Origin of the sequence: Wolbachia endosymbiont of Folsomia candida (assembly GCF_001931755.2) — a bacterium.
GTDB lineage: Bacteria > Pseudomonadota > Alphaproteobacteria > Rickettsiales > Anaplasmataceae > Wolbachia.
On sequence record NZ_CP015510.2, the window covers coordinates 481151 to 505138 of the forward strand.

Below are 23988 nucleotides of genomic sequence, written 5' to 3' on the forward strand. Positions count from 1 at the left end.
TAAATTAAGAAGTAAAGTCAAGTTAATTCTAGATTAAGTAGATTTTGGCTTTAATTGAGATTTCTAGCGTAGATAGATTTAGGCGGAGCTTAAGCTCCTGCCATTAATTACATAGAAAGATCTAAGTGATCACTATGTATAGTAAAGTTTAGTCCACCATTGTAGCCTTCAGGATTTGAATACTCAACCCTTAAACTTTGAGCCGGGTCTGTTTGTGCGGTAAAAACATGAGTGTGATGATTGTAATCAACTGCTCCACCAATCTTTAACCCTTCAATTTTTACAGACTCCTTTACTGCATTAGTATACCTATCAGTATATTTTAGTTCACAGTCAAACTTATTATACTCAGGAGCGCTAGAACGTGCATATTTGCTATTATCAAGTAATAACTGAGTAATAGCTTTTTCATCTTGTGCACTGAGGCGATATAGTCTAAGTCCATTATCTTGTCCATCATTAGCACTATATTTAGTAACGTTTTGTAACTTTAGTTGATTTACCATATTTTTTACTCTTAAATTTTATGAACATAAAACATGTATAGAAATGCGAAGTAAAATTTTTCTTAAATAGTATGGTGCTATGTAACCTTTTAACCACAACTATGGAGAAATTTGACAATACATGACAGTATTGATATACTAGAATATCATCTTTGTGAGGAATTTATGGTTGGTAATAAAGAAAAGCATCAGTGGGCATTTTGTGCTTCAGCTGTTGCGTTATGTGCTGGATTATCATTAATTGCAACTGCGATTACAGTAAGCTGTGCTATCAGTCCAGCTGCTCTGGTTTTTGGCTTTATTTTAACTGTTTTATCTTTTTGTCAAGCGAAGGAAAGTTATTTGTTTTTACAAAATAATGAAAAACCTGTACATAAAATGGCAAATAATATTAGAAATAATATATATGGCGAACCAGAAGGTAAACTTTTTATAGAAAGAGTCTTCCAGCCATTTGTCGAACTCTTGAATGGACAGAACAGAGCGCGCTAAGCTTTAAGCATCGAAACCACTTTATCGTAACTTGGCAACGAGTTAATTTCTCCTATTGCAGCTAAAGTGGTTTTTTCACACTGTGCAAGCAGTTCTTCCGCTGCTTCTTTTATGTCAGTAATGCTAACTGCGCTAATTTTTTCTATTAATTCGTTTTTACTGACGTATTTATCATAGTGACCATAGTAGTGTCCCAGTGTTTCAGCACGGGAACTAACACTCTCGCGCGACATCAAAACTTGGGATTTTATTCGTTCTTTCACTCTGCATACTTCTGCTTCCTTCAAATCGTCTGTAGAAAGCTTCTTCAACTCCGTCGTTATAGATTTTAAAAGCTTATCTAGATTACTACTATCTGTTCCTGCAAAAATAGAAAACATTCCAGTATCAGCGTAGCCAGAGTCAAATGAATAGATAGAGTAAGCTAACCCCTGCTTTTCCCTGACTTCCTGAAACAAGCGAGATGACATTCCGCTGCCAAGTATAGAATCAAGGACCTGAATCGTGTAATATTTATCATCATAGCGAGAAACACTAGGCAGGCCAATTAGCAAGTGTACCTGATCTAATTTGCGATGCTCCAAATATTCACCACCGGTGTAGTTCGCACTTTGATTTTTTTTCAGCTCTTTAGAATGAATTTGTGAGAGGAAATCTTTGGTTAACTGAGCGACCTCTTCATGTTCAACATTCCCTGCAACGGCAAGCAACATATTCTTTCCAAAGTAATGCTCATTTATATAGTCATTCAGATTTTCTCGAGTAAATGAGTTTACTGTATCTTGTGTACCTAAGATCGACCTACCAAACGGCTGGCCTTTATAGGCTACCTCAACATATTTATCGAAAACAATATCACTTGGTGAGTCATTAGTCTGAAAAATTTCTTGTATTACGACACCCTTTTCACGTGTGAGCTCATCTTCTGGAAATGTAGAGTTCATTAATATATCTATCAGTATATCAATACCGGTTTTTATATCTTTCTTAAGAACTTTTGCATAGTAACTGGTGCTTTCTCTACCGGTACTTGCGTTAAAAATTCCACCTATATCATCAAAAGCTTGTGCAATTTCAAGTGCGGTTCTTGTTTTCGTCCCCTTGAAGGCCATGTGTTCTAGAAAATGGGATATACCATTTTGGTTTGCACTTTCAGCCCTGCTACCAACACCAACCCTTATTTTTAAAGCGACAGAATCAACATCGCGCATTTGCTCAGTTATTATACGTAGACCATTATCTAATGTCGTGACTTGAGGTGTATCCATAGCTAATTATATATGATATTCTTTATATGCCTTTAAATTTCCTTCTGCAAAATCCCAATTGATTAAGTGGTCAAGGAAAACCTTTATATAGTCAACCCTACGATTTTGGCAATCCAGATAATACGCATGCTCCCATACATCCATAGTGAGTAGAGGTACAACATCTCCAGAACCAGAGCCAAGTGGAGTATCTGCATTCGGAGTCTTGGTGATTTTTAGCTTTCCTTTTTCAAGCACTAACCACACCCATCCGCTACCAAACTGGCTTATACCGTGATTGGAAAATTCTTCATAAAATTTATCAAAGTCGCCGATGTCATCTTTGATCTTTTTTGCCAATAAACTATCTTCCTGTGGCTTGCTTCCACCATTCGTTTTCATTGAATTCCAGTAAAAAGTATGGTTCCAAACTTGTGCTGCGTTGTTAAATATAGGAATTTTATCGCTATTACCATGAACTTTTGCTATTAATTCTTCAATTTTCATATGTTCATAATCGGTATCTTTAACTAACTCATTGAGTTTATTTAAATACCCTTTATGGTGCTTGTCATAATGAAAATCTAAAGTTTTTGCAGATATGTAAGGCTCTAAAGCTGTTTTATCATATGGCAATTCAGATAAAGTAAAACTCATATAAATTCCTTATTTTTAACTTATTGCGATGGTATGGTAATATGCAGTTTCCTGCAAGATATAATTCATAGCTCAAATATGTTGCATTTATCATATGTGACTTGATCACAACTTTTAAGAAAGTGCTGAACCAAGTACCATTCCTAAACAACAACCTGTCACTGCAGCATCTCCAAAACTTGTATCTGCGTAACTCGGTTCTGGACGAATATGTATTTCAAGAACGGTAGTTGGTGTCAGTTCTTCAACTTTTTGCTCTTCACTTGAGGCATTACCTTGTGAATTTTTTTCAGCATCTAGCTTTTGTTGCATTTTTTCAACAGGAATATTATTTTCAGCATAATGCATCCAAATACTTCCAGCGATCCCTACAAATAAAAGGCTTAAAATTGCACATAAACTGAATAGTACTAAAGGTTGAGTGAAAATTCCTGATATTGAAAGATCAGGATATATTATATGCCCAATAGGGAGTGATATCATTAATACTAATAGCGTTAACATTAGTGATATTGGACATGTTATTATAAAATTAAATTTTCTTGTACTTATTTTATGTTTTGTAAGTAGAGCAGAAAAAATAACTTTATCGGCATACAGATATTGATTGGTTTCTTCATCTTTCCTAGATAATTCTTCTGAAATCTTATCATTCAAATACTCTTTTAAAAAATCCTTAAGAATATTTTTTTCCTTTAGAAATGTTATTATTCTATAGGCATCTCCTTTGTACTTATCATTTTTGAAGTAAGTGTCACAAGCAAAAAAGAAGCTTTTTCTTAAGTTGCCATTATTATTCTTGCCATTGATATAAGTAAAGATAGAGTCAGCAGAGGCTGTCTTTTTATTTGCAATAGCATAAAGTAGTAAATTAGTATAATGGAGTGTAAAAACATGTTTTGCTTGTTCACCTCCATTTTCTAATTCGCTGTCAATGTCTTGATTACTATCTATCTCGCCTCTGAATATATTAAGCCAATACCCCTCGTGTTTGTAATCGGAATATGTTGAAATTCTACATTTTAGCACTTGAGAACACATAATACTTACCTTAAAATAGTTATTAATAATTTAATTATACAGCATAAGGTATTAATATGTCAAGCCATTTTACCTTAAGATTAAGATATGTCAAGTGATTTTTATCGAAAGATTGAAAATAAATTTCTTAATTGATAATGAAGATATAGATTAACTCAAATAAGATTTATCTAAGAGCCTGTCTTGAAAACATTAAAATAGCTAATTTAGTAAGCATAAAGATTACCGTTAATATTGATAGTTAACTTAAGATTGACTTTATATTATTTTAATAATATACAAATTATGGTATAGTTTCATAAATATTTTTCATAAATATTAAGGGGGCAAAAGATGAGAGGCAATTCTAATTCAGACAAAATATTAATATTTGATTGGGATGAAACTATCACTAATCAGCATATGCATGATTATATTCATGATATTAATGAAGGTGTTCCTAAATCTGATTATGGTTCTAGTGAAAATAGAGCAGTAACAGTAGAAGATATAAAAGGCTTTTTAAGAATGGAAGGCTCAGGAATAAAAAATGAAAAACAACTAAAATCTGTATTACAAAAAGCACTTGAGCAAGGAGTGATATTTGCTATTGCGTCATTGACGAGCTATAGAAAGGAAGTAGAGTATGTAGTACAAAATCACTTAGGTTTGAGCGAAAAGCAAGCAGAAAGTATTAAAATAGTTGGTGGGTATCCGAGAGCTATTACATATGCGTTTGGAAAAAATTTACATATTTTAATACACATTTTAGACTATCTTGAAAAACATAAAGCAAAATACAATGATGCATTACCAAAAGAAGTAGAAGTAATGTTAGTGGATGATGATCCAAAGAACGTTGAGTGTATTAAAAAATTTAATATTCAAATAAGTGAATTATTAGAGTTCATTAAAGACAAGAAGATGCAAGATCTTTTAAAGATAGATTCAAAAATAATAAATACTCAAATCACTGCTGAAGATTTAGAAAAAATTGATTTTAAGCTTAAGGGAGCTCAAGTACCTAAAGATCCAATAACAGAAATAAGTGAAGAAGATAAGAAGAAAAAACATTATGATTACTTAGATCAAGTAGAAAGGTGGGTTGAAAAGAAAAAGGTACACTTTAATGATGAAGTTGAAGTTAGGGATATTACTCAAAGTCATAGCACAGAAGCCAGTAACAAGCAGGAAGCAAAGCAAACTTCAAATGCGCAGCAACATCATAAACCACAATTATGGAAAAAAGGTGTGGTGCTAACTGTCCCTGCAGTGGTTGGATTAATAGCTTTTGGATCTTTGGCAGTAACAGGAGCAGTATCACTATCAACTGCAGTTGCAATTGGTGTTCTTATTGCAGTAGTAGCATATGCACTTGAGGAGTTTTATCTAGAACCTGAATTCAAGCCTAGTAGCATTCTCACAGAGTTGAGGGAGGTGATAAAAAATTCCTTTGCAAGGGAAGAAAAAACTCAGTATCCATTCAGCGAAGTGGGAAAATAAGTTGTAGACAAGGAATGGCAAAAATATAATATCACAGGTAGTATGTGTGGTAAAAAGGATTTAACTGTTTTTGTTTCCAAGTCAAGTACAACGAGATTATCCGCTCAAGAAAGATATTTCCCCGCTCTTTTGACTTTACCAGCACCATGAAGTCGCATTCATATTACTAACAAAGCCTCTTGCCAAACCATCTCCAACACTTGTATATGAATATCTTGTTTCGGGAGGAAGATATATTTTAAGGATAGTACTTGGTTGCTGCTCTTTAGCGTCCAGGTCTTCACTAGAGGCATTACCTTGTAAATTTTGTTCAGCATCTAGCTCTTGTTGCATTTTTTCAACAGGAATATTATTTTCAGCGTGATACATCCAAATACTTCCAGCGATTCCTACAAATAAAAGGCTTAAAATTGCACAAAAACTGAATATTACTAAAGGTTGAGTGAGAATTTCTAATATTGAAAGATCAGGATATATTATATGCACAATAGGGAGTGATATCATTGATACTAATAGCGTCAATATTAGTGATATTGGACATGTTATTATAAAATTAAATTTTCTTGCACCTATTTTATGTTTTTTAAGTAGAGCGGAAAAAATAACTTTATCGGTATACAGATATTGATTGGTTTCTTCATTCTTACTAGATAATTTTTCTACAATCTGATCATTCAAATACTTTTTTAAAAAATCCTTAAGAACATTTTTTTCTTTCATAAATGTGATTATTCTGCATGCATCTCTTTGATACTTATCACTTTCAAAGTAAGTGCTACAAACAGAAAAGGTGCATTCCATTATATCACCATTGACATAATCAATAATAGAGTGAGCAGAGTCTATCTTTTTATTTGTAACAGCATAAAGTAATAAATTAACGCAATGCGTGATCAAAATAGGTGCTGCTTGTTTCCGCACTTCTTCATCCTTTAATATTTTACCAATATTTTTATTGTTATTTATCTTATTTCTGAATGTAATAAGCCAATGCTCCTCTATTTTGTAGTCGTAATATGATGAAATTTGACATTTTAGCACTTTAGAATGCATGATACTTACCTTAAAACAATCATTAATAATTTAATTATTATTCGTAAATTATCAATATATCAAGTGGTTTTTATCTATAAGATTGAAAATAAGCTTCCAATTTGTTTGCCTGAGCTACTGTAAGCAGCTGTATCACAACCTGGGTCTCGTATAGGACTATCTGTCAACTTCGCCAAAAACTATATCGAGTGATCCAATGATTGCTGCAACGTCAGCAAGCATGTGACCTTTTGCCATAAAATCCAGAGCTTGCAAATGTGCAAAGCCAGGAGCTCTTATTCTGCATCTATAGGGCCTATTGGTGCCATCTGAAACTATATACACTCCAAACTCACCTTTTGGGGCTTCAACAGCAGCATAGATTTCACCCTTTGGTACGTGATATCCTTCTGAGTAAAGTTTAAAGTGATGAATCAGAGCTTCCATTGACATCTTCATTTCTTCTCTTGGTGGTGGAGAGATTTTTCTGTCTTCAGTTTTTATTGGGCCTTCAGGCATCTTTTCTATACATTGCTTCACCAAACTAATAGACTGTCTGATTTCTGCCATTCTGACTAAATACCGATCATAACAATCACCATTTTGACCAACAGGTATATCAAAATCTAATTGGTCATATATCTCATATGGCTGACTTTTACGCAGGTCCCAAGCAAGCCCAGCAGCACGGAGCATAGGCCCACTAAAGCCCCAATCAAGAGCCTGCTCTATTGATATTTCACTAATTCCTACAGTCCGCTGCTTCCAAATTCTATTCTCTGTTAAAAGCTCATCAACATCATCTATGTATTTCGGAAATTGCTCTATAAATTTTGCAATATCTTCAATTAAACCATCTGGAACATCTGCTGCTATTCCACCTGGTCTGATATAGGCTGCATGAAATCTTGCACCTGAAGCTCTTTCATAAAACTCCAGTATTTTTTCTCTTTCTTCAAATAACCATAAAAGAGGAGTCATCGCTCCAACATCAAGTGCTTGAGAAGAAACATTTAATAAATGATTTAATATTCTTGTGAGCTCACAAAACAGAACACGCAAATATTTTGCTCTTATTGGAATTTCACATTGCAATAATCTCTCCACGCATAATGAATAGGCATGTTCTTGGGACATTGGTGACACATAATCAAGGCGGTCGAAATAAGGTAAAGCCTGAAGATATGTCTTATATTCTATTAATTTCTCAGTGCCACGATGCAAGAGTCCGATGTGAGGATCTGCCCTTTCAATAACTTCACCATCCATCTCCAAAACAAGACGGAGCACTCCATGTGCAGCTGGGTGCTGAGGTCCAAAATTTAACGTCATTGTTTTTAAATCAGGCATATCTTAATAACTTGCAAGTAGTTAGATTATATAGACTTAAGTATGTTGAAAGTCAATTGAAAACCCTCAGAGTCAGAAATGAAAGACATTGACTATGTAGGTTAAGGATGCTAGACTTAGAATAGTGTGATGGAATCAAAAAAGCATATGAAAAATTTTAAATTACTAATTTTAGTCGGGGCAGCAGTTGTATCTATAGCGTGTTGTGCAGCTGTGATAGGTGCCCTTGCTGGTTTAGCTTTAAGCTTTACTAGTTTACCACCTATTATTGTAGGTGGGATTATTGGTTCTGTATTACCGGTACTATTGTTCTGTATGATGTCTTCTAATAAGTTTATAGATAAGTGCATCAACTTTCTCGGTGAGATACTTATTGGTATAAAATCTGAAGAACAAAAGGGACGTTTAAATGCAGAGCAATTAAAGGAATTTGAAGGGTATTTTAAAGAATTAAGTGGATGTTTAAAAGAACGTAAAAAATATCTCAACAGTATTAGATGTTATGTAAGAGGCGTTATGGAAATTGGTGTTAGTTTTGGAATTGGAGCAGGACTTGTTGCTCTTGGCTTCACATTGCCTGCAGCTATATGTGCTTTGACCATTATGATAGCTCCAATTATTTGTATTTCTTTGTCTGTGCTGATGAACAAAGCAGTTGAATGCTTTTCTTCAAAGAAAAGCATTCAACCAGATGGTTCTTTGATTGATGAAGTGCGTGTTGAAGGTGTTTATACATTACAGCTATAAGTCGCTGAATTTTACGCTAAATCTCTAAGCCAGAATAGGTGTTGTAAGTATATGAATGGTAATCGTTATCGTCATCTACAGTTTCCATAGTTGGTGCTTTCCAAGGAAACTTTATTTAGATTATATAGACTTAAGTATGTTGAGAGTCAATTGAAAATCCTCAAATCATCAAGTAAAGATATTGATTATATCAACTAAAGATGCTAGCATTATAACTGTTAATTTAATGATGTGAGGTGAGAGTATGAATGAAATAGTAAAAGGAATAGCTATATTTGGTGGAATGGCCAGTATTGGTATTGGGTGCGTAGCTGGTATTGGAGCTATTAATGGCATTCTTGGAGGTTGTATTGCAAGTTTTATTCCTGGCTTATCACCTCTTGTCGTAGGTGGAATGATTGGCTTAGGGGGTTTTACATTATTGTGCTTACCATTTACTGTATTGCGATTATCACTTAGCGAGAAAAAAATAGAATTGGCAAGCAAAACAATATCGGCAATGGCTGTTTCATTTGGAATTGGAGCAGGATTGGTTGCTCTTGGCTTCACATCACCTGCAGCTATAGGTGCTTTAACTCTGTTAGCAAGTCTAGTTGTTTGTATCTCTTTAGATTTGTTGATTAACAAAGCAGTTGAATCTTTTCCTTCAAAGGAGAGCGAGCAACCAGATGGTTCTTTAAGTGGTGGAATGCGTGTTGATGAAGGTTCTCATATATTACATACATAAGCCACTGCATTTTACGCTAAATCTCTAAGCCAGAATAGGTGTTGTAAGTATATGACTCGTGATCCTCATCTGCAGTTTCCATAGTTGGTGCTTTCCAAGGGAGCTTTATATTGAGACTGTTTTTTACACCTTCAATTATTTCACTTGGTAGTGCTTTGATTTTGTTCTGCATGACATCTATTTCTTGCCTTATAATTTCTTTAATGTGTTCTGTTAAACCTTTCGTCAGCTTTATCGTTAAGTCCTTGATTTCTGCTGAAACTTCTTTTGCAATAGGCAATACAATATCTTTTGCAATATATTTTGCCACTGGTAGAGCAATGTCTTTTGTAAAATGTTTTCCAACTGGTACCATAATTTCTCTTACAACATGGTCTCCTATTGGTACAATGATTTTCTTTGCAACATGATCTCCAATAGGTAAAGCAATCCTCTGTGCTATTTCTTTAGCTAGTCCAAAACTGCCACTAACAATTCCATATCTTTCCATATCGCTATACGCTTCTGCTTCATTATCAGACCAATAGTTAGGAGTATTAATAGTATTATAGGTGTTGTAAATATATGGATCATATTCATCATCCCAAGGAAACTTTATACTGTCACTCATAATTCCATATCTTTCCATATCGCTAGACGCTTCTGCTTCTTTATCGAGCAAATAGTTAGGAGTATGCAGTTTATATGATTTTGTAGCTTGGTTAGATGATAGATTTTTCATGTAGTCTCCTGAATTATTTATTACTATTTTAACATATTATCATTAATGTTATATTAAGTTTTTAAGCTTTTTGTGTAATTAGGTATATTAGTTAATACACTCATCTTAACTTTAACATTAATGCAACTTTAGAACAGGCAAAGGCTAAAAAGCGGTAAGACTGGTTTAAGTATCAACTACTAGTGTAATCCAAGTAGCTAAAACTGGAACTATACATCTAACTTGTTATTTATGATGTATTGTATTAGTATTTACATATTAATTTGAAAAATAGTGATGAATAATATTGTAATTGTTGGTCTTCAGTGGGGTGATGAAGGCAAAGGTAAAATAGTAGATTACCTTTCTGAGAATGCTGATGTAGTGGTTAGGTTTCAAGGCGGAAATAACGCTGGGCATACCATAGTAGTGAACGATGAAGTCTATAAATTAAATTTATTGCCCTCTTCTGTTTTAAGGACTGGTAAAATATCTATGATAGGAAATGGTGTTGCTCTTGACTCACATGCACTCATTTCGGAAATAGAATCATTAAAAGCTAAAGGAATAGATATAAATCCTAGCAACTTGATGATCTCTGAGAGTTGTCCACTAATACTGAGTATTCATAAAGACAAGGAAAAGCTATTTGAAGATTTAAATGAAAATCACAAAATTGGCACAACGAATAAAGGTATAGGTCCATGTTATGAAGATAAAGTTGGAAGAAGAGCCATACGCCTTTGCGATTTAGAAAATGCAGATGAGTTGGGTAAAAGAGTGGATACTCTTCTTAATTATCACAACGCTATCAGAAATGGCCTTAATTATAAGGCAATTGAAAAAGAGGAAATATTAAAAGAAATTCAAGAAATTTCGAAAAAAATTCTTCAGTATAAAAAAACCGTATGGAAAGTGCTAAATGACCTTGTAAAAGAAGGTAAGATGGTAATATTTGAAGGTGCTCAAGGTACATTTTTAGATATTGATCACGGCACATATCCTTTTGTTACTTCAAGCAACACCGTAGCGTCGCAAGCAATAACAGGTTCGGGATTGTCTTCTAATACTCATGTTATTGGAGTGGCGAAAGCTTATACAACAAGAGTAGGTAATGGACCATTTCCTACTGAACAGGAGAATGAAGTGGGCGATAGTCTATTTACTATAGGTAAGGAGCTTGGAACGGTAAGCAATAGAAGAAGACGCTGTGGATGGTTCGACGCAGTCTTGGTGCGACAGGCTGTACAATTATCTGGAGTTTCAAGTGTTGTATTAACTAAACTGGATATTCTTGATTCCTTCGACGCAATTAAAATATGTACTGGGTATAAATATGATGGCAGTTTATATGATTATTTACCTGCTTCACATTCAATACAAGAAAGATTAGAACCAATATATGAAGAGTTGCCAGGTTGGAAAGAAAGTACTCAGGGTACACGATCTACTGATGGGTTACCTGTGAATTTAATGAAATACATAGAAAGGGTAGAGGAGTTAATAGGTGTGCCAATTCATTTAGTTTCAACCAGTCCTAAAAGAGAGGATGTGATAGAGCTCAAAACCTTTGAATTCCATAAAAATGTTTTTGTATCTTATTAATTCTCAATCTAATGAAAAAAATGCTTGCATAGCTTTTTATACTAAGTTATTATGTAAAGTATTAATTAGAAATGTATAGTGAGGCTAAATCTAGTGTATAACGAAAAGCAAAAAGAATAAGCGAAAAAGTTAAGCTTAAGCTTAGTATTCACAATTATTTTCAATAAAAATTAGCATAGAAGTAATGCACAAGTTTATTGTGCTTGATTGCTTCTAAAAGGAATATAATATTAATTCAGTGTGATGTGAAGGGGGTGTTTTATGTCAGATGGTATATTGGGTAGCTTTGGTTGGCCTTTTGGTTCCAAAAAGCCGGCAGAAATGAGTAACGAGCCGAAAAAAAAAGAAGGTTCTAATGTTAAATTTGCTACAGAAATTGCAAATGATGTTTCTTGTGTAATTGAATATTTATTAAAGTTACATTCTTACAAAAATAGAAGCGAATTTAGGAAACATGTTGATCTTAACGCATTAGCTTACCTTGCTTCTCTTAAGGGCAAATTTATATTACTCAAAAAAAAGCTGAATGCGGCAGAGAAAGCTAATCCCTCTCTCAAAGATCTGAGTGTTGTAAAGTTTTGCCGCTCAATTGCCGAAAATGATAAGTTACATGAAGAATTCAATAATCTTGCAAAAAAATGTCGTAATGTCCCTCCAGCTACCAGATATGAAAGACTGTATCCTCAGTTAAACAAGATGGTCAAAAATTTCGATATGCATCAACTGCAAAAACAAATATCGTTCTTAAAAAAGTTGAAAGAAAAAAATGACTTCAATGCCATAAGAAATGATTGTAGTGATGAGTGGGATTTTGATGATCTATTAATAGATCTAATAGGGGATGAAAAATTTAAGGCAGAGTATATAGATAAAGCATTAGATGAAGAATGCGAATCTTTCAGTAAGAGCTTTAGAGAAGATTTAAGTAGTTACGTAGATTTAGCGGATCAGGGGCAAGAAGCTGCGAGTAAGTATTTTGGGGAAAACATAGAATTTCAAGCTTATTATGCAAAAGCTGATGACGGTAACAGTAAGGTTTTAAATATTAATCTTATTGATCATAGTGGTAGAAGTGAGCCAACGCAAATTAGTGATCTTTTACAGAAAGAAAAAGATATTTGTGAGTTAAATATATATTTTAATAAGAAACATGAAGTACATGCTTACCAAGAAGAAGGTAAGAAAAGGTATTACGAATTCAAAGATGGTGCATACTATGAAATGACAAGTACATGGCGTGCAGAGGATGAGTCCGGAAATATTTCAATTTGCAAAATGATCATGAATGTGAGTAGCAGTGGCATAACTAAAATAGTGGAGTTTAATGGTAAAAAGTCTGGGTTGCTGTCGAAAGATGATTTAAAATTAGTACAACAAAATCATGAGCTACATATTCAAGACTGCTCGTTGTATGATTCTGTGGAAAAATCGCTAGGGCCAGAATCTACAGAGAGTATAAAGGTAATAGAACCAGAAAAAGCAATAGAAACAAATCAAAATCTTAACGACAAAGGTACAGATGCAAACCAGGATTTTGAGAATAATGATGAGGAACAAGGGAATAAAAATTCCAACGACAAAGGTATAGATACAAACCAAGATTTTGAGAATAATGCTGAGGAACAAGGGAATCAAAATCCTAACGATAAAGGTATAGATGCAAACCAGGATTTTGAGAATAATGCTGAGGAACAGGGGAATCAAAATCCTAACGACAAAGGTATAGATGCAAATCAGGATTTTAAAAACAGTTCTGTTGCAGTTGTATGTGACACGCAAGCCAGCGAATCAACTAAAGTAAGTCAAACAGAGATTGGAACTCAGACAGAAGTTGATTTGCCACAAATGGGTGGATTTGATAATTTAAAACAGGAAGCATCAAAGTTGAAAAGAGAGAATATTGAATTGAAGCAGGGAATAGAAGCAGGTTTGCAGGTCCTGAATCAAAAACACAATAAACTAATGCAAGAGAGGCAGCTGCTACTGAAGGAGCTAAAAACAGCACAAGCAGAAAAAGAAGAGTTAAAGAATCACATAGAAAATTTGAGTGGAGAGAAATGTAACCTTCAGGATGAGATTGAAAAAATCAAGCGAGAATTTGAGGAAGAAAAAGGGTTCATAAATCAGAAAATTATAAGTGCCGTACGGGAAATTGTAGAATTAGACAAGCGTGATGGTGATTTTAGAGCTGAGCTTGCAAAAATTAAGCAAAAAGTTAAAGAACTAGAACAACAGAATAGCTATTTACGAGCAAAAGATAGGGTAGCAGTTGAAAAACTGTGGAAGAATAGGAACTTAAAAGCAGAAAATGATAAAATATGTGAGGAATTAGCAAAATTAAAAAAAGAGCATGAAGAGAAGGCAAAAGAACTTTGTGATGTGTATGAAGCAAAAGAAAAGGTAGAGAAGAACCTTGGAGTTCTTATTCAAGAGAATATAGTATTAAAAAATACAGTAGAAAAAGCAGAGGAATACGCAGAATATCTCATGGATGAAAAGAGCAAAGCTGTACAAACCTTGAAGTCTCAGATGTTAGCATTGGACCAGAAGTGCAAAGAAGAGCTTAAATCTTCTAATGAGGAATTGGAAAAAAAGTCATGGAAATGTGGAGAATTACAAAACGAAATAGATGTTAAAAATAAAGAACAGCAGAAAGAAAAGAAAAGATTTGAGGAGCTAAAAGGAATAAATGAGGAGTTACAAGAGCAGCGCAAAGAATTAGAAAGAGCATTTTACACGCAACAGATAGATATAGACTGTTTTCCTGAGCATACATTCCGACAGATGTTGGAATATACTAATAATCTAGCAGGAATAATCGAAGATAAAACATACTGTATTGAGAATTTAAAAGAAGAAAAGAAATTTTTAACAAAATATATAAAAATATTAGATAAGGATAACACTACTTATACATGTGAAATGAAACACCTGATTAAAACTAATCCAGAGCATTACAAGTTAATCCAAGATCCAGGGGATATTATTCTGCCCACACAACTATCTAGATCTCCAAGTAGTGATAGCTGTGATAGTGGATTTAATGACAAAGGCTCTAGTAATCTTTTCAACAGTAAATCAGCTCCTAACTCCCGTGGCGGTCAGCCTTGGAAGGAGAGGGTAAGATGCTGCAAAAATCCATCAGCAATAGTGAAAAGCAGTTAATTCGTATTAACGTAATCTGGCGTGAGCAGATCAGGTTCAGCAGTAGCGCCTGTAAATTAGGTAACATTTACAGGTGTCTTACCTATATTACTACTTAGTACAAATATGAAGGGTCTTGATAGAAGTTGTCGTCATACGAGCACTTTATAGCTTCTAAAACATCAAAGTTATTGGTGCTGTTGTTGTTTGGTGTAATGATTTTACCCGAGTATTGCTCCATCAGCCTTTCAATAGGGAGATCAATTTGGCTTGGTGAAATGAATTTAGTGCACCCATATTTATTGGTGTAACCAAACACATACTTTGGTTCTGTATTTTTTCCGTCGGTTGGATCATCGTTATCGTTACCACCTGGTTTGTTATTTGGGTCTTTTTCTTTATCAATTCCTTTCTTGAGATCATCTATTTCTTTTTTCATTTCATCCAGCTTGTTATCCTTATTTGTTAAATCTTCTAGTAATTCTTCCGTTTTTTTGTTACAATCAACTAGGTCTTTCTTTAATTGACTATCAGAATCAATAACTGCTTCCAATTTCTTAACCTGATCTTGCAAATTGCTGATTTCACTTGTTTTATCCTTCAATTGTTGGGTAAGTTGATCTATAATGCTCGTATTTTTTGTTATAGCTCTTAAGTCATCTATTTCTTCCTGCAACCTCTGTTTCTCTTCTTTATGAAGATTTATCATTTCTTCAATTTGTTTTTCTTGTGCTATCATCTTCTCCTTAACGATTTCAAGCTCCGCACATCTATCTATTTCAGATGTAATGCTATCTATTTTTTCTTGTAATTTTTCTTTGTCTTCTTTGCAGGAGTTTTTCAATTCAATAAATTCATTTTCCTTATCTAACAATTTCTGTTGTGCATCCTTTATCAGTTCTTTGCACCCGTTATCAGTCAGTTGTACTTTTAAGAGTCTTATTTCTTGCTGCAATTCTTCTAACTCGGATTTCTTCAATTCTTCTAGATTTTGTAGCTTTATCTCCAATTCAGCTTTTTCTTCCCGTAATTTCTCTAGCGTATCTATGCTACCTGTTTCTAGTTTCTTAATGAGATCAGCGATTTCATTTTCCTTATCAGCGAGTTCAGCTTTCTTGTCCTCAAGTTGTTTAATGAGAGCAGCATCAGCGTTTTCTTTTAATCCATCAATCTGTGTTTTAAGATCAGCGATTTCATTTTCCTTATCTGCGAGTTCAGCTTTTTTGTCCTCGAGTTGTTTAATGAGAGCAGCATCAGCATTTTCTTTTAATCCATCAATCTGTGTATTAAGAGCAGTGACTTCATCAACTTTTGCTTGAAGCTCAGATTCTTTATCAGCGAGTTCAGCTTTCTTGTCCTCAAGTTGTTTAATGAGAGCAGCATCAGCGTTTTCTTTTAATCCATCAATCTGCGTATTAAGAGCAGAGACTTCATCGATTTTTGCTTGAAGCTCAGATTCTTTATCAGCGAGTTCAGCTTTCTTGTCCTCAAGTTGTTTAATGAGAGCAGCATCAGCGTTTTCTTTTAATCCATCAATCTGCGTATTAAGAGCAGAGACTTCATCGATTTTTGCTTGAAGCTCAGATTCTTTAGCTGCGAGTTCAGCTTTTTTGTCCTCAAGTTGTTTAATGAGAGCAGTATCAGCATTTTCTTTTAATCCATCAATCTGTGTATTAAGAGCAGAGACTTCATCAACTTTCGCTTGAAGCTCAGATTCTTTATCAGCGAGTTCAGCTTTTTTGTCCTCAAGTTGTTTAATGAGAGCAGCATCAGCATTTTCTTTTAATCCATCAATCTGTGTGTTAAGAGCAGAGACTTCATCGATTTTTGCTTGAAGCTCAGATTCTTTATCAGCGAGTTCAGCTTTTTTGTCCTCGAGTTGTTTAATGAGAGCAGCATCAGCATTTTCTTTTAATCCATCAATCTGTGTATTAAGAGCAGTGACTTCATCAACTTTTGCTTGAAGCTCAGATTCTTTAGCTGCGAGTTCAGCTTTTTTATCCTCAAGTTGTTTAATGAGAGCAGCATCAGCGTTTTCTTTTAACCCATCAATCTGTGTTTTAAGATCAGTGATTTCATTTTCCTTATCAGCGAGTTCAGCTTTCTTGTCCTCAAGTTGTTTAATGAGAGCAGCATCAGCGTTTTCTTTTAATCCATCAATCTGCGTATTAAGAGCAGAGACTTCATCGATTTTTGCTTGAAGCTCAGATTCTTTAGCTGCGAGTTCAGCTTTTTTGTCCTCGAGTTGTTTATTACACTCTATGTCAAAATTGTCTTGTAACCCATCAATCTGTGTTTTAAGAGCAGTGATTTCATTTTCCTTATCAGCGAGTTCAGCTTTTTTATCCTCAAGTTGTTGCTTGAGTTCAGCATCAGCGTTTTCTTTTAATCCATCAATCTGTGTTTTAAGATCAGCGATTTCATTTTCCTTATCTGCGAGTTCAGCTTTTTTGTCCTCAAGTTGTTTAATGAGAGCAGCATCAGCATTTTCTTTTAATCCATCAATCTGTGTTTTAAGAGCAGTGATTTCATTTTCCTTATCAGCGAGTTCAGCTTTTTTGTCCTCAAGTTGTTTAATGAGAGCAGCATCAGCGTTTTCTTTTAATCCATCAATCTGTGTTTTAAGATCAGCGATTTCATTTTCCTTATCTGCGAGTTCAGCTTTTTTGTCCTCAAGTTGTTTAATGAGAGCAGCATCAGCATTTTCTTTTAATCCATCAATCTGTGTATTAAGAGCAGTGACTTCATCAACTTTTGCTTGAAGCTCAGATTCTTTAGCTGCGAGTTCAGCTTTTTTATCCTCAAGTTGTTTAATGAGAGCAGCATCAGCGTTTTCTTTTAATCCATCAATCTGCGTATTAAGAGCAGAGACTTCATCGATTTTTGCTTGAAGCTCAGATTCTTTAGCTGCGAGTTCAGCTTTTTTGTCCTCGAGTTGTTTAATGAGAGCAGCATCAGCATTTTCTTTTAATCCATCAATCTGTGTATTAAGAGCAGTGACTTCATCAACTTTTGCTTGAAGCTCAGATTCTTTATCAGCGAGTTCAGCTTTCTTGTCCTCAAGTTGTTTAATGAGAGCAGCATCAGCGTTTTCTTTTAATCCATCAATCTGCGTATTAAGAGCAGAGACTTCATCGATTTTTGCTTGAAGCTCAGATTCTTTATCAGCGAGTTCAGCTTTCTTGTCCTCAAGTTGTTTAATGAGAGCAGCATCAGCGTTTTCTTTTAATCCATCAATCTGCGTATTAAGAGCAGAGACTTCATCGATTTTTGCTTGAAGCTCAGATTCTTTAGCTGCGAGTTCAGCTTTTTTGTCCTCAAGTTGTTTAATGAGAGCAGTATCAGCATTTTCTTTTAATCCATCAATCTGTGTATTAAGAGCAGAGACTTCATCAACTTTCGCTTGAAGCTCAGATTCCTTATCTGCGAGTTCAGCTTTTTTGTCCTCGAGTTGTTTAATGAGAGCAGCATCAGCATTTTCTTTTAATCCATCAATCTGTGTATTAAGAGCAGTGACTTCATCAACTTTTGCTTGAAGCTCAGATTCTTTAGCTGCGAGTTCAGCTTTTTTATCCTCAAGTTGTTTAATGAGAGCAGCATCAGCGTTTTCTTTTAATCCATCAATCTGTGTATTAAGAGCAGTGACTTCATCAACTTTTGCTTGAAGCTCAGATTCTTTAGCTGCGAGTTCAGCTTTTTTATCCTCAAGTTGTTTAATGAGAGCAGCATCAGCGTTTTCTTTTAATCCATCAATCTGCGTATTAAGAGCAGAGACTTCATCGATTTTTGCTTGAAGCTCAGATTCTTTATCAGCGAGTTCAGCTTTTTTGTCCTCGAGTTGTTTATTACGCTCTTGTGCTACATTTTCAGCATCTGCTAATTTTTCTTTCAATTCCTTAATTTCATCAAGTGTATCTTGCAGCTCAGTTTTTTTAGCTTCGAGAGTCTCTACTTTTTCTTCAAGTTCCTCAATTATACTTTCAGCATTTTCTAATCTTTCTTTCAATTCCTCAATTTCATCAAGTGCATTTTTCAACTCAGTATCTTTAGCTTCGAGGATCTCTACTTTTTCTTGAAGTTGCTCATTACACTTTTGTGCTACATTTTCAACATCTTTTAACTCTTCTTTTAGCTCCTTAGCTGCATCAAGTTCCCTATCCAACGTATCTTGCGCAGTTCTTAGTGCTTCTTTTTTCTCTTGAAGCTGCTTATTAAGTTCTTGCAGTCCTTTCTCAAGATCTATTAACCTGTTAACTTGACGTAACAGATCCTTATTGTCTTCCTTTGCACGCTCCAAATCTTTTTCTTTGTCTTTTAGCTCCTTGTTCATTATTTTCACTGCTTTTTCAGCATCTGCTGACTTAGTACTTAAATCTTTGATTTGGCTATTCAGTTTACTGATATCAATTTCTTTTTGTTGTAAAGCCTTGTCTTTGTTTTGAATCCCACTTGTGAGTTTCTTTTCTGCCTTTTTAAGATCTTCTATATCCTTTAGAACTTTTTTGATCTCATCTCTCAATCCATTGGCCTCTGTTTTTTTATCTTCGAAAGCCTCTGTCTTCTCTTGTAATTGCTTGTTAAGTTTATTTAGAGCGTCCGGATCAACAGATTTTTTTAACTCATTAATATCATTTTGTAATTTGCTGATATCATTGATTTTTGATTGAAGCTCAGCCTCTTTTGCATCAGCACCTTTTGTCAAATTTTCAATCTGGCTGTTCAGCTTAGCGATTTGATCTGTTTTCTCCTGAAGTTGTTGGCTAATGTTTGGGTCAACACCTTCTTTCAGAGTCTTAATTTCACTATTCAGAGCATCGATTTTAGATTGAAGCTCGATCTTTTCTGCATCAAGTTGTTGCTTGAGTTTTGCATCAGCACCTTTTGTCAAATTTTCAATCTGGCTGTTCAGCTTAGCGATTTGATCTGTTTTCTCCTGAAGTTGTTGGCTAATGTTTGGATCAACACCTTCTTTCAGAGTCTTAATTTCACTATTCAGAGCATCGATTTTAGATTGAAGCTCGATCTTTTGTGCATCAAGTTGTTGCTTGAGTTTTGCATCAGCACCTTCTTTTAAATTCTTGATTTGACTATTCAGATCAGTGATTTGATCTGTTTTCTCCTGAAGTTGTTGGCTAATGTTTGGATCAACACCTTCTTTCAGAGTCTTAATTTCACTATTCAGAGCATCGATTTTAGATTGAAGCTCGATCTTTTGTGCATCAAGTTGTTGCTTGAGTTTTGCATCAGCACCTTCTTTTAAATTCTTGATTTGACTATTCAGATCAGTGATTTGATCTGTTTTCTCCTGAAGTTGTTGGCTAATGTTTGGATCAACACCTTCTTTCAGAGTCTTAATTTCACTATTCAGAGCATCGATTTTAGATTGAAGCTCGATCTTTTGTGCATCAAGTTGTTGCTTGAGTTTTGCATCAGCACCTTCTTTTAAATTCTTGATTTGACTATTCAGATCAGTGATTTGTGATTTAAGCTCAGCCTCTTTTGCATCAAGTTGTTGCTTGAGTTTTGCATCAGCACCTTCTTTTAAATTCTTGATTTGACTATTCAGATCAGTGATTTGTGATTTAAGCTCAGCCTCTTTTGCCTGAAGTTGTTTCTTAAGCTCTGCATCAGCACCTTTTTTTAAATTCTTGATGTCGTTGTTTAGTTTAGCTATTTCAGCTTCCAATCTATTTACTTCTTCTTTAAGGTCCTTTTCTTTCTTAGATATGCGTGTGCTGGTACGTGGTTGAAGCACTTCTGGAGTGACAAGAGAAGATGTAAAAGTTGTACTGTAAGCACTAGGAGAAAATGCGGCAGATTTGTTTCCAGAAAAGGAACCTTTACGTGCACAATTTGCATCATACTCTGCTAAAAAGAAAGTATACTCTTCATCACCCTCTTTAAATTCTCCTAAATCGCATTTATCCTTAGCCTTTTTTATAATGTCTACATCCATTTTTCCTTTGGAAAGGTCCTGTCCTTTATATTGAAAAGCAATCTTTGTTGGATGACGTTTGTTGGTTAAATCTTCTGCATCCTGATAAGAAAGGTAGAATGCTCCATAGTCAGTAGAAAACTGTCCTATAAACTTTCCTGCTTTAGCAGCATTGTTGGTAGAGTATTCATATATCTCTACCGGTGCGGCAGGTGAAATAATTGGATCACCACCAGTATTATTATCTGTTATCTTCGACTCTCCTCTTTTTATTATAAAATCAGGTGCATGATTATGTGAATTTTCTTCATAGTATTTTTCAAAGTAAGATGTATTAGAGTCTTTTACTTCTGCACAATCTGAAAAATTGATATACTTTATATCTATATCGTAATGTTTATTATTCCATAAGGTACCGTTCTCATGACATCTTTGTAACTGATACGAGTCGGAGTTAACCTTTACAAGTTTATAAAGTATATTTAAATTATTATTACCGCCAAGATCCTTTGACCAAGAGTATTGTTTAATATTTTCTTTGCAATGATGTACCGGGTTGTTTTCTTTGAATCCATAGCCCAAATAATCAAAATAGAATTTCGTATGGAATTTGCCAATGTCATTGCCATCTATCTGTATTTTTGCTTCATATAGCGCCTTTATCTCTTTAATATTTGCTGCGCTAACTTCTCTGTCATGACATCCATGGACAGCATTATTAGAATCATAATTAGTGTAATGTGGATGTAGTATTTTTTCTCCTGGCACTATTTCTACTGGGAGTATTTTTTTTATACATGGGTCTTTTAGTTTTAAATTTTTGATATTAATACCTGATATTTTTAAATCTTTATCTAACATACTTACCTTACTATTATATTATGCTAGTATTATAATAAAAAATTATGAAAATATCTTTAAGTGTAGTTAATATTTATATCTTAGCGGCTTTCTTGTTAACTCAAACTTGCTTTTTTGGGGTGTCTTTAAGTAAAGGTTTTGCTATGCTACCTTGATCGTAATTTATATAATTGGATGAAGTTTTATTTACTCTACAACACGCTTATTTATAGTAATGCTAATACATGATAAATATTATATGTGAAGGAAACATTGGAAAAGAATATTAATAAATTAAAGGGAAAATTTTTAGAACAGGCAATAAGGGTAAATCACGCTGGAGAATATGGAGCTATTTGTATTTATTCCGGTCAAAAATTTGTTCTCAAAAAATCTTCTATAATAAATGAGATAATTCAAATGGAAGAACAGGAGAAAAAGCATCTCCATTATTTTAATGAAAAAATTAAAGAGTATAAGGTTCGTCCAACTGCTTTGTTGCCAATTTGGCGTGTTTTAGGAGTATCACTTGGTGTTATAACTTCTATTATGGGCGAAAAAGCTGCTATGGCTTGCACTGCTGCGGTTGAAGAAGTTATAGGAGAGCATTATAAAGAACAAGTTTTACATTTGGAAGATGGGGAGTTAAAAGAGACGATAAGTAAATTTCGTGATGAGGAACTTGAGCACAGAGATATTGCAATTGAGCACAACGCTGAAAGTGCATTTGGTTACAATATTTTATCTTCATTGATAAAAACTGGGTGTAAAACCGCTATTTATCTATCTAAATTGATTTAATAGACTGTCCATAAGGATGCAGCATCTAGCTAGCAACTACTCTATTTCTTCCCATATTTTTTGCTTTATATAAACACTGGTCAGCATGCTCTATAAACAAATTGATGTTTTCATTATAAGAGCTTACCATTTCTGCAATGCCGATGCTTACAGTTATATTATGTGGTGTATTTTTATCCGAAAGTACAAAACGTTCTTTAGCAATTACTTCGCGTATTCTCTCTGCAATAATATGTGCACTTGATATACTGGTATCAGGCATTACAATAACGAACTCCTCACCACCAAACCTAGCTAATAAATCTGTTATTCTAATGTTTTCAGAAATTTTCTTCTGTATTTGTTTTAAAAGCTTGTCACCAGCGTTATGTCCAAAGTCATCATTTACCATTTTAAAATAATCTATATCGAGCATCATAAGGGATAATCTTCTATCCTTTTCTATAGAGTCTTTAACGATGTTTTTTAAGTGTGTATCAAAATATCTTCTATTATAACAGTTAGTTAATGGATCCTTTATAGACATTTCTGCATTATTAAATAAATTCATTCTCAGAGCATCCTGATACCTTTTTCGTTTTACTTGCGAATTAACCCTTGCGATTAACTCACCTTCATCCAAAGGTACTGTTAAATAATCATTAGCACCAACATTCAGCGCTTTTACTAAATTGTTTTTATCGTAATCCTCAGAAAGAATCAGAATTGGTGTATAACGTGTTTCTAACTTACTGCGAAACTCAGAGCACAAACGAAGGCCGTCAGTTTTTGTAAAGTGTATATCAGAAATAATCAGGTCATAATTATCCTTAACACCAACTCTTAATGCTTCTATAGGATCATTCAATATTTTTATAGACTGAAAACGCTGCTTTAGAATCTTATATATCTGCTCTGCTTGAAAGACGTCCTCATCTATAACAAGTATGCTCACGTCAGAAATCTGATTGGAGTAATCCATAATACAGCTTCCTGTTACACCACCAACCTCAGCGTTAGTTTCGCCGCGCAAACGCAATTCATCTACAACCATTTTGAGGCGTGTAAGAGATTTAATTCTTGCAGATAAAGCAGTCTCGTCTATCGGTTTAGTTAAAAAATCATCTGCACCAGCGTTAATGCCTTGCACTCTATTGTGAGTATCATGTAGCGCAGTTACCATAACTATTGGAATATGCGTTGTTAATGGATCGTTCTTTAATTGCTTACAAACCTCAAAACCATTCATTTTTGGCATCATAATATCCAGCAGTATAATATCAGGCTGCTGCTTTGCTACTAAATCCAAGGCTTCTTCGCCATCATACGCTGTTATGACTGTGTAATACTCTGCTGTGAGCCTAGCTTTTAAAAGCTTAACGTTGGATAATATGTCATCTACTACTAGAATCTTCGCTGTCATTTTTTGAAAGAGGACTTTTGGATGTATTATCTATATTATAAGCGGGATAGAGCTTGCCATTTTTACCGGCTATATAATTTACTTCCTCTGTATTACATTCTTCATATAATTCTTCAATTCCGGCATCTTTTAACAACTTTTTAACTTTTGATTTTATAATTATTATATACCTATACACATTCTTGATAAGGTCAATAAACATAGGAACCTTATTTTTATCAAGAACGATTATACTGACTAGTGCTACAACTAAAATTTCTGTAAATCCTATATTAAACAT

General features: G+C 34.3%; 17 protein-coding genes. 7 read left to right on the top strand and 10 right to left on the bottom strand.

The genetic code is table 11. The annotated features are described in order from the left end of the window. Positions 1 to 107 precede the first annotated feature (107 nt). Positions 108 to 506 (bottom strand): hypothetical protein, encoded by a 399-nt coding sequence (locus ASM33_RS02210; protein ID WP_110409241.1) that lies wholly within the window; start codon positions 504 to 506, stop codon positions 108 to 110. Between the two features lie 165 nt (positions 507 to 671). Here ASM33_RS02210 and ASM33_RS02215 point away from each other — a divergent pair, with 165 nt between their 5' ends. Beyond that, positions 672 to 998: a WD_0736 family protein gene (locus ASM33_RS02215; RefSeq protein ID WP_110409240.1), complete on the top strand. Its 327-nt coding sequence runs from the start codon at positions 672 to 674 to the stop codon at positions 996 to 998. Here ASM33_RS02215 and ASM33_RS02220 read toward each other — a convergent pair. The 3 genes from ASM33_RS02220 to ASM33_RS02230 form a co-directional block, all read right to left on the bottom strand. Continuing rightward, positions 995 to 2266 (bottom strand): M16 family metallopeptidase, encoded by a 1272-nt coding sequence (locus tag ASM33_RS02220; RefSeq protein ID WP_110409239.1) that lies wholly within the window; start codon positions 2264 to 2266, stop codon positions 995 to 997. The two genes, ASM33_RS02215 and ASM33_RS02220, sit on opposite strands and share 4 nt — an antisense overlap. 6 nt (positions 2267 to 2272) lie before the next feature. Further along, a complete protein-coding gene (locus ASM33_RS02225; RefSeq protein WP_110409238.1) occupies positions 2273 to 2902 on the bottom strand; it encodes a superoxide dismutase in 630 nt (209 codons plus the stop codon). A gap of 114 nt (positions 2903 to 3016) precedes the next feature. Continuing rightward, positions 3017 to 3943, bottom strand: a complete 927-nt coding sequence (locus ASM33_RS02230; protein WP_110409237.1) for a hypothetical protein — start codon at positions 3941 to 3943, stop codon at positions 3017 to 3019. Between the two features lie 333 nt (positions 3944 to 4276). Between ASM33_RS02230 and ASM33_RS02235 the strand changes: the two genes are divergently transcribed. Continuing rightward, positions 4277 to 5425: a hypothetical protein gene (locus ASM33_RS02235; RefSeq protein ID WP_110409236.1), complete on the top strand. Its 1149-nt coding sequence runs from the start codon at positions 4277 to 4279 to the stop codon at positions 5423 to 5425. Positions 5426 to 5560: 135 nt separating this feature from the next. On the opposite strand, the gene ASM33_RS02240 is transcribed toward ASM33_RS02235, so the two are convergent. Next, positions 5561 to 6478, bottom strand: coding sequence for a hypothetical protein (locus tag ASM33_RS02240; RefSeq protein WP_110409235.1), 918 nt, complete (start codon positions 6476 to 6478; stop codon positions 5561 to 5563). Positions 6479 to 6634: 156 nt separating this feature from the next. Next, on the bottom strand, positions 6635 to 7807 hold the full coding sequence (locus ASM33_RS02245) for an NADH-quinone oxidoreductase subunit D (RefSeq protein WP_110409234.1): 1173 nt from the start codon (positions 7805 to 7807) through the stop codon (positions 6635 to 6637). 147 nt (positions 7808 to 7954) lie between these two features. On the opposite strand from ASM33_RS02245, the gene ASM33_RS02250 reads away from it, so the two are divergent. Together ASM33_RS02250 and ASM33_RS02255 are read left to right on the top strand one after the other, a co-directional pair. Continuing rightward, entirely contained in the window at positions 7955 to 8554 is a 600-nt protein-coding gene (locus ASM33_RS02250) for a hypothetical protein (protein ID WP_237342947.1), read from the top strand. Positions 8555 to 8798: 244 nt separating this feature from the next. Beyond that, positions 8799 to 9281, top strand: a complete 483-nt coding sequence (locus ASM33_RS02255) for a hypothetical protein (RefSeq protein ID WP_110409232.1) — start codon at positions 8799 to 8801, stop codon at positions 9279 to 9281. Between the two features lie 16 nt (positions 9282 to 9297). On the opposite strand, the gene ASM33_RS02260 is transcribed toward ASM33_RS02255, so the two are convergent. After that, the gene (locus ASM33_RS02260) at positions 9298 to 10002 is read right to left on the bottom strand and encodes a hypothetical protein (RefSeq protein WP_110409231.1); all 705 of its coding nucleotides are present in this window, start codon (positions 10000 to 10002) and stop codon (positions 9298 to 9300) included. A 276-nt stretch (positions 10003 to 10278) separates the two neighbouring features. Between ASM33_RS02260 and ASM33_RS02265 the strand changes: the two genes are divergently transcribed. Further along, positions 10279 to 11586: an adenylosuccinate synthase gene (locus ASM33_RS02265; protein ID WP_110409230.1), complete on the top strand. Its 1308-nt coding sequence runs from the start codon at positions 10279 to 10281 to the stop codon at positions 11584 to 11586. 261 nt (positions 11587 to 11847) lie between these two features. Then, complete coding sequence (locus tag ASM33_RS02270; RefSeq protein ID WP_110409229.1) at positions 11848 to 14751, top strand: hypothetical protein; 2904 nt, start codon at positions 11848 to 11850, stop codon at positions 14749 to 14751. Between the two features lie 94 nt (positions 14752 to 14845). Here ASM33_RS02270 and ASM33_RS02275 read toward each other — a convergent pair whose 3' ends face one another. After that, positions 14846 to 21526 carry a hypothetical protein gene (locus tag ASM33_RS02275; RefSeq protein ID WP_110409228.1) on the bottom strand — a complete coding sequence of 2227 codons (6681 nt, stop codon included), beginning with the start codon at positions 21524 to 21526 and terminating at the stop codon, positions 14846 to 14848. Between the two features lie 252 nt (positions 21527 to 21778). Between ASM33_RS02275 and ASM33_RS02280 the strand changes: the two genes are divergently transcribed. After that, positions 21779 to 22306, top strand: coding sequence for a demethoxyubiquinone hydroxylase family protein (locus tag ASM33_RS02280; RefSeq protein ID WP_110409227.1), 528 nt, complete (start codon positions 21779 to 21781; stop codon positions 22304 to 22306). 25 nt (positions 22307 to 22331) lie between these two features. Here the strand turns inward: ASM33_RS02280 and ASM33_RS02285 are convergent, their stop codons facing one another. Both ASM33_RS02285 and tatB read right to left on the bottom strand, forming a co-directional pair. After that, entirely contained in the window at positions 22332 to 23708 is a 1377-nt protein-coding gene (locus tag ASM33_RS02285) for a PleD family two-component system response regulator (RefSeq protein ID WP_110409226.1), read from the bottom strand. Continuing rightward, entirely contained in the window at positions 23680 to 23988 is a 309-nt protein-coding gene (tatB, locus tag ASM33_RS02290; RefSeq protein WP_110409225.1) for a Sec-independent protein translocase subunit TatB, read from the bottom strand. The genes ASM33_RS02285 and tatB overlap by 29 nt, the downstream gene beginning before the upstream one ends.

Excerpts from the sequence above, each read along its gene's own strand:
- ASM33_RS02210 (WP_110409241.1), bottom strand. The coding sequence starts at position 506 with ATGGTAAATCAACTAAAGTTACAAAACGTTACTAAATATAGTGCTAAT.
- ASM33_RS02215 (WP_110409240.1), top strand. The coding sequence starts at position 672 with ATGGTTGGTAATAAAGAAAAGCATCAGTGGGCATTTTGTGCTTCAGCT.
- ASM33_RS02220 (WP_110409239.1), bottom strand. The coding sequence starts at position 2,266 with ATGGATACACCTCAAGTCACGACATTAGATAATGGTCTACGTATAATA.
- ASM33_RS02225 (WP_110409238.1), bottom strand. The coding sequence starts at position 2,902 with ATGAGTTTTACTTTATCTGAATTGCCATATGATAAAACAGCTTTAGAG.
- ASM33_RS02230 (WP_110409237.1), bottom strand. The coding sequence starts at position 3,943 with ATGTGTTCTCAAGTGCTAAAATGTAGAATTTCAACATATTCCGATTAC.
- ASM33_RS02235 (WP_110409236.1), top strand. The coding sequence starts at position 4,277 with ATGAGAGGCAATTCTAATTCAGACAAAATATTAATATTTGATTGGGAT.
- ASM33_RS02240 (WP_110409235.1), bottom strand. The coding sequence starts at position 6,478 with ATGCATTCTAAAGTGCTAAAATGTCAAATTTCATCATATTACGACTAC.
- ASM33_RS02245 (WP_110409234.1), bottom strand. The coding sequence starts at position 7,807 with ATGCCTGATTTAAAAACAATGACGTTAAATTTTGGACCTCAGCACCCA.
- ASM33_RS02250 (WP_237342947.1), top strand. The coding sequence starts at position 7,955 with ATGAAAAATTTTAAATTACTAATTTTAGTCGGGGCAGCAGTTGTATCT.
- ASM33_RS02255 (WP_110409232.1), top strand. The coding sequence starts at position 8,799 with ATGAATGAAATAGTAAAAGGAATAGCTATATTTGGTGGAATGGCCAGT.
- ASM33_RS02260 (WP_110409231.1), bottom strand. The coding sequence starts at position 10,002 with ATGAAAAATCTATCATCTAACCAAGCTACAAAATCATATAAACTGCAT.
- ASM33_RS02265 (WP_110409230.1), top strand. The coding sequence starts at position 10,279 with ATGAATAATATTGTAATTGTTGGTCTTCAGTGGGGTGATGAAGGCAAA.
- ASM33_RS02270 (WP_110409229.1), top strand. The coding sequence starts at position 11,848 with ATGTCAGATGGTATATTGGGTAGCTTTGGTTGGCCTTTTGGTTCCAAA.
- ASM33_RS02275 (WP_110409228.1), bottom strand. The coding sequence starts at position 21,526 with ATGTTAGATAAAGATTTAAAAATATCAGGTATTAATATCAAAAATTTA.
- ASM33_RS02285 (WP_110409226.1), bottom strand. The coding sequence starts at position 23,708 with ATGACAGCGAAGATTCTAGTAGTAGATGACATATTATCCAACGTTAAG.
- tatB (WP_110409225.1), bottom strand. The coding sequence starts at position 23,988 with ATGTTTAATATAGGATTTACAGAAATTTTAGTTGTAGCACTAGTCAGT.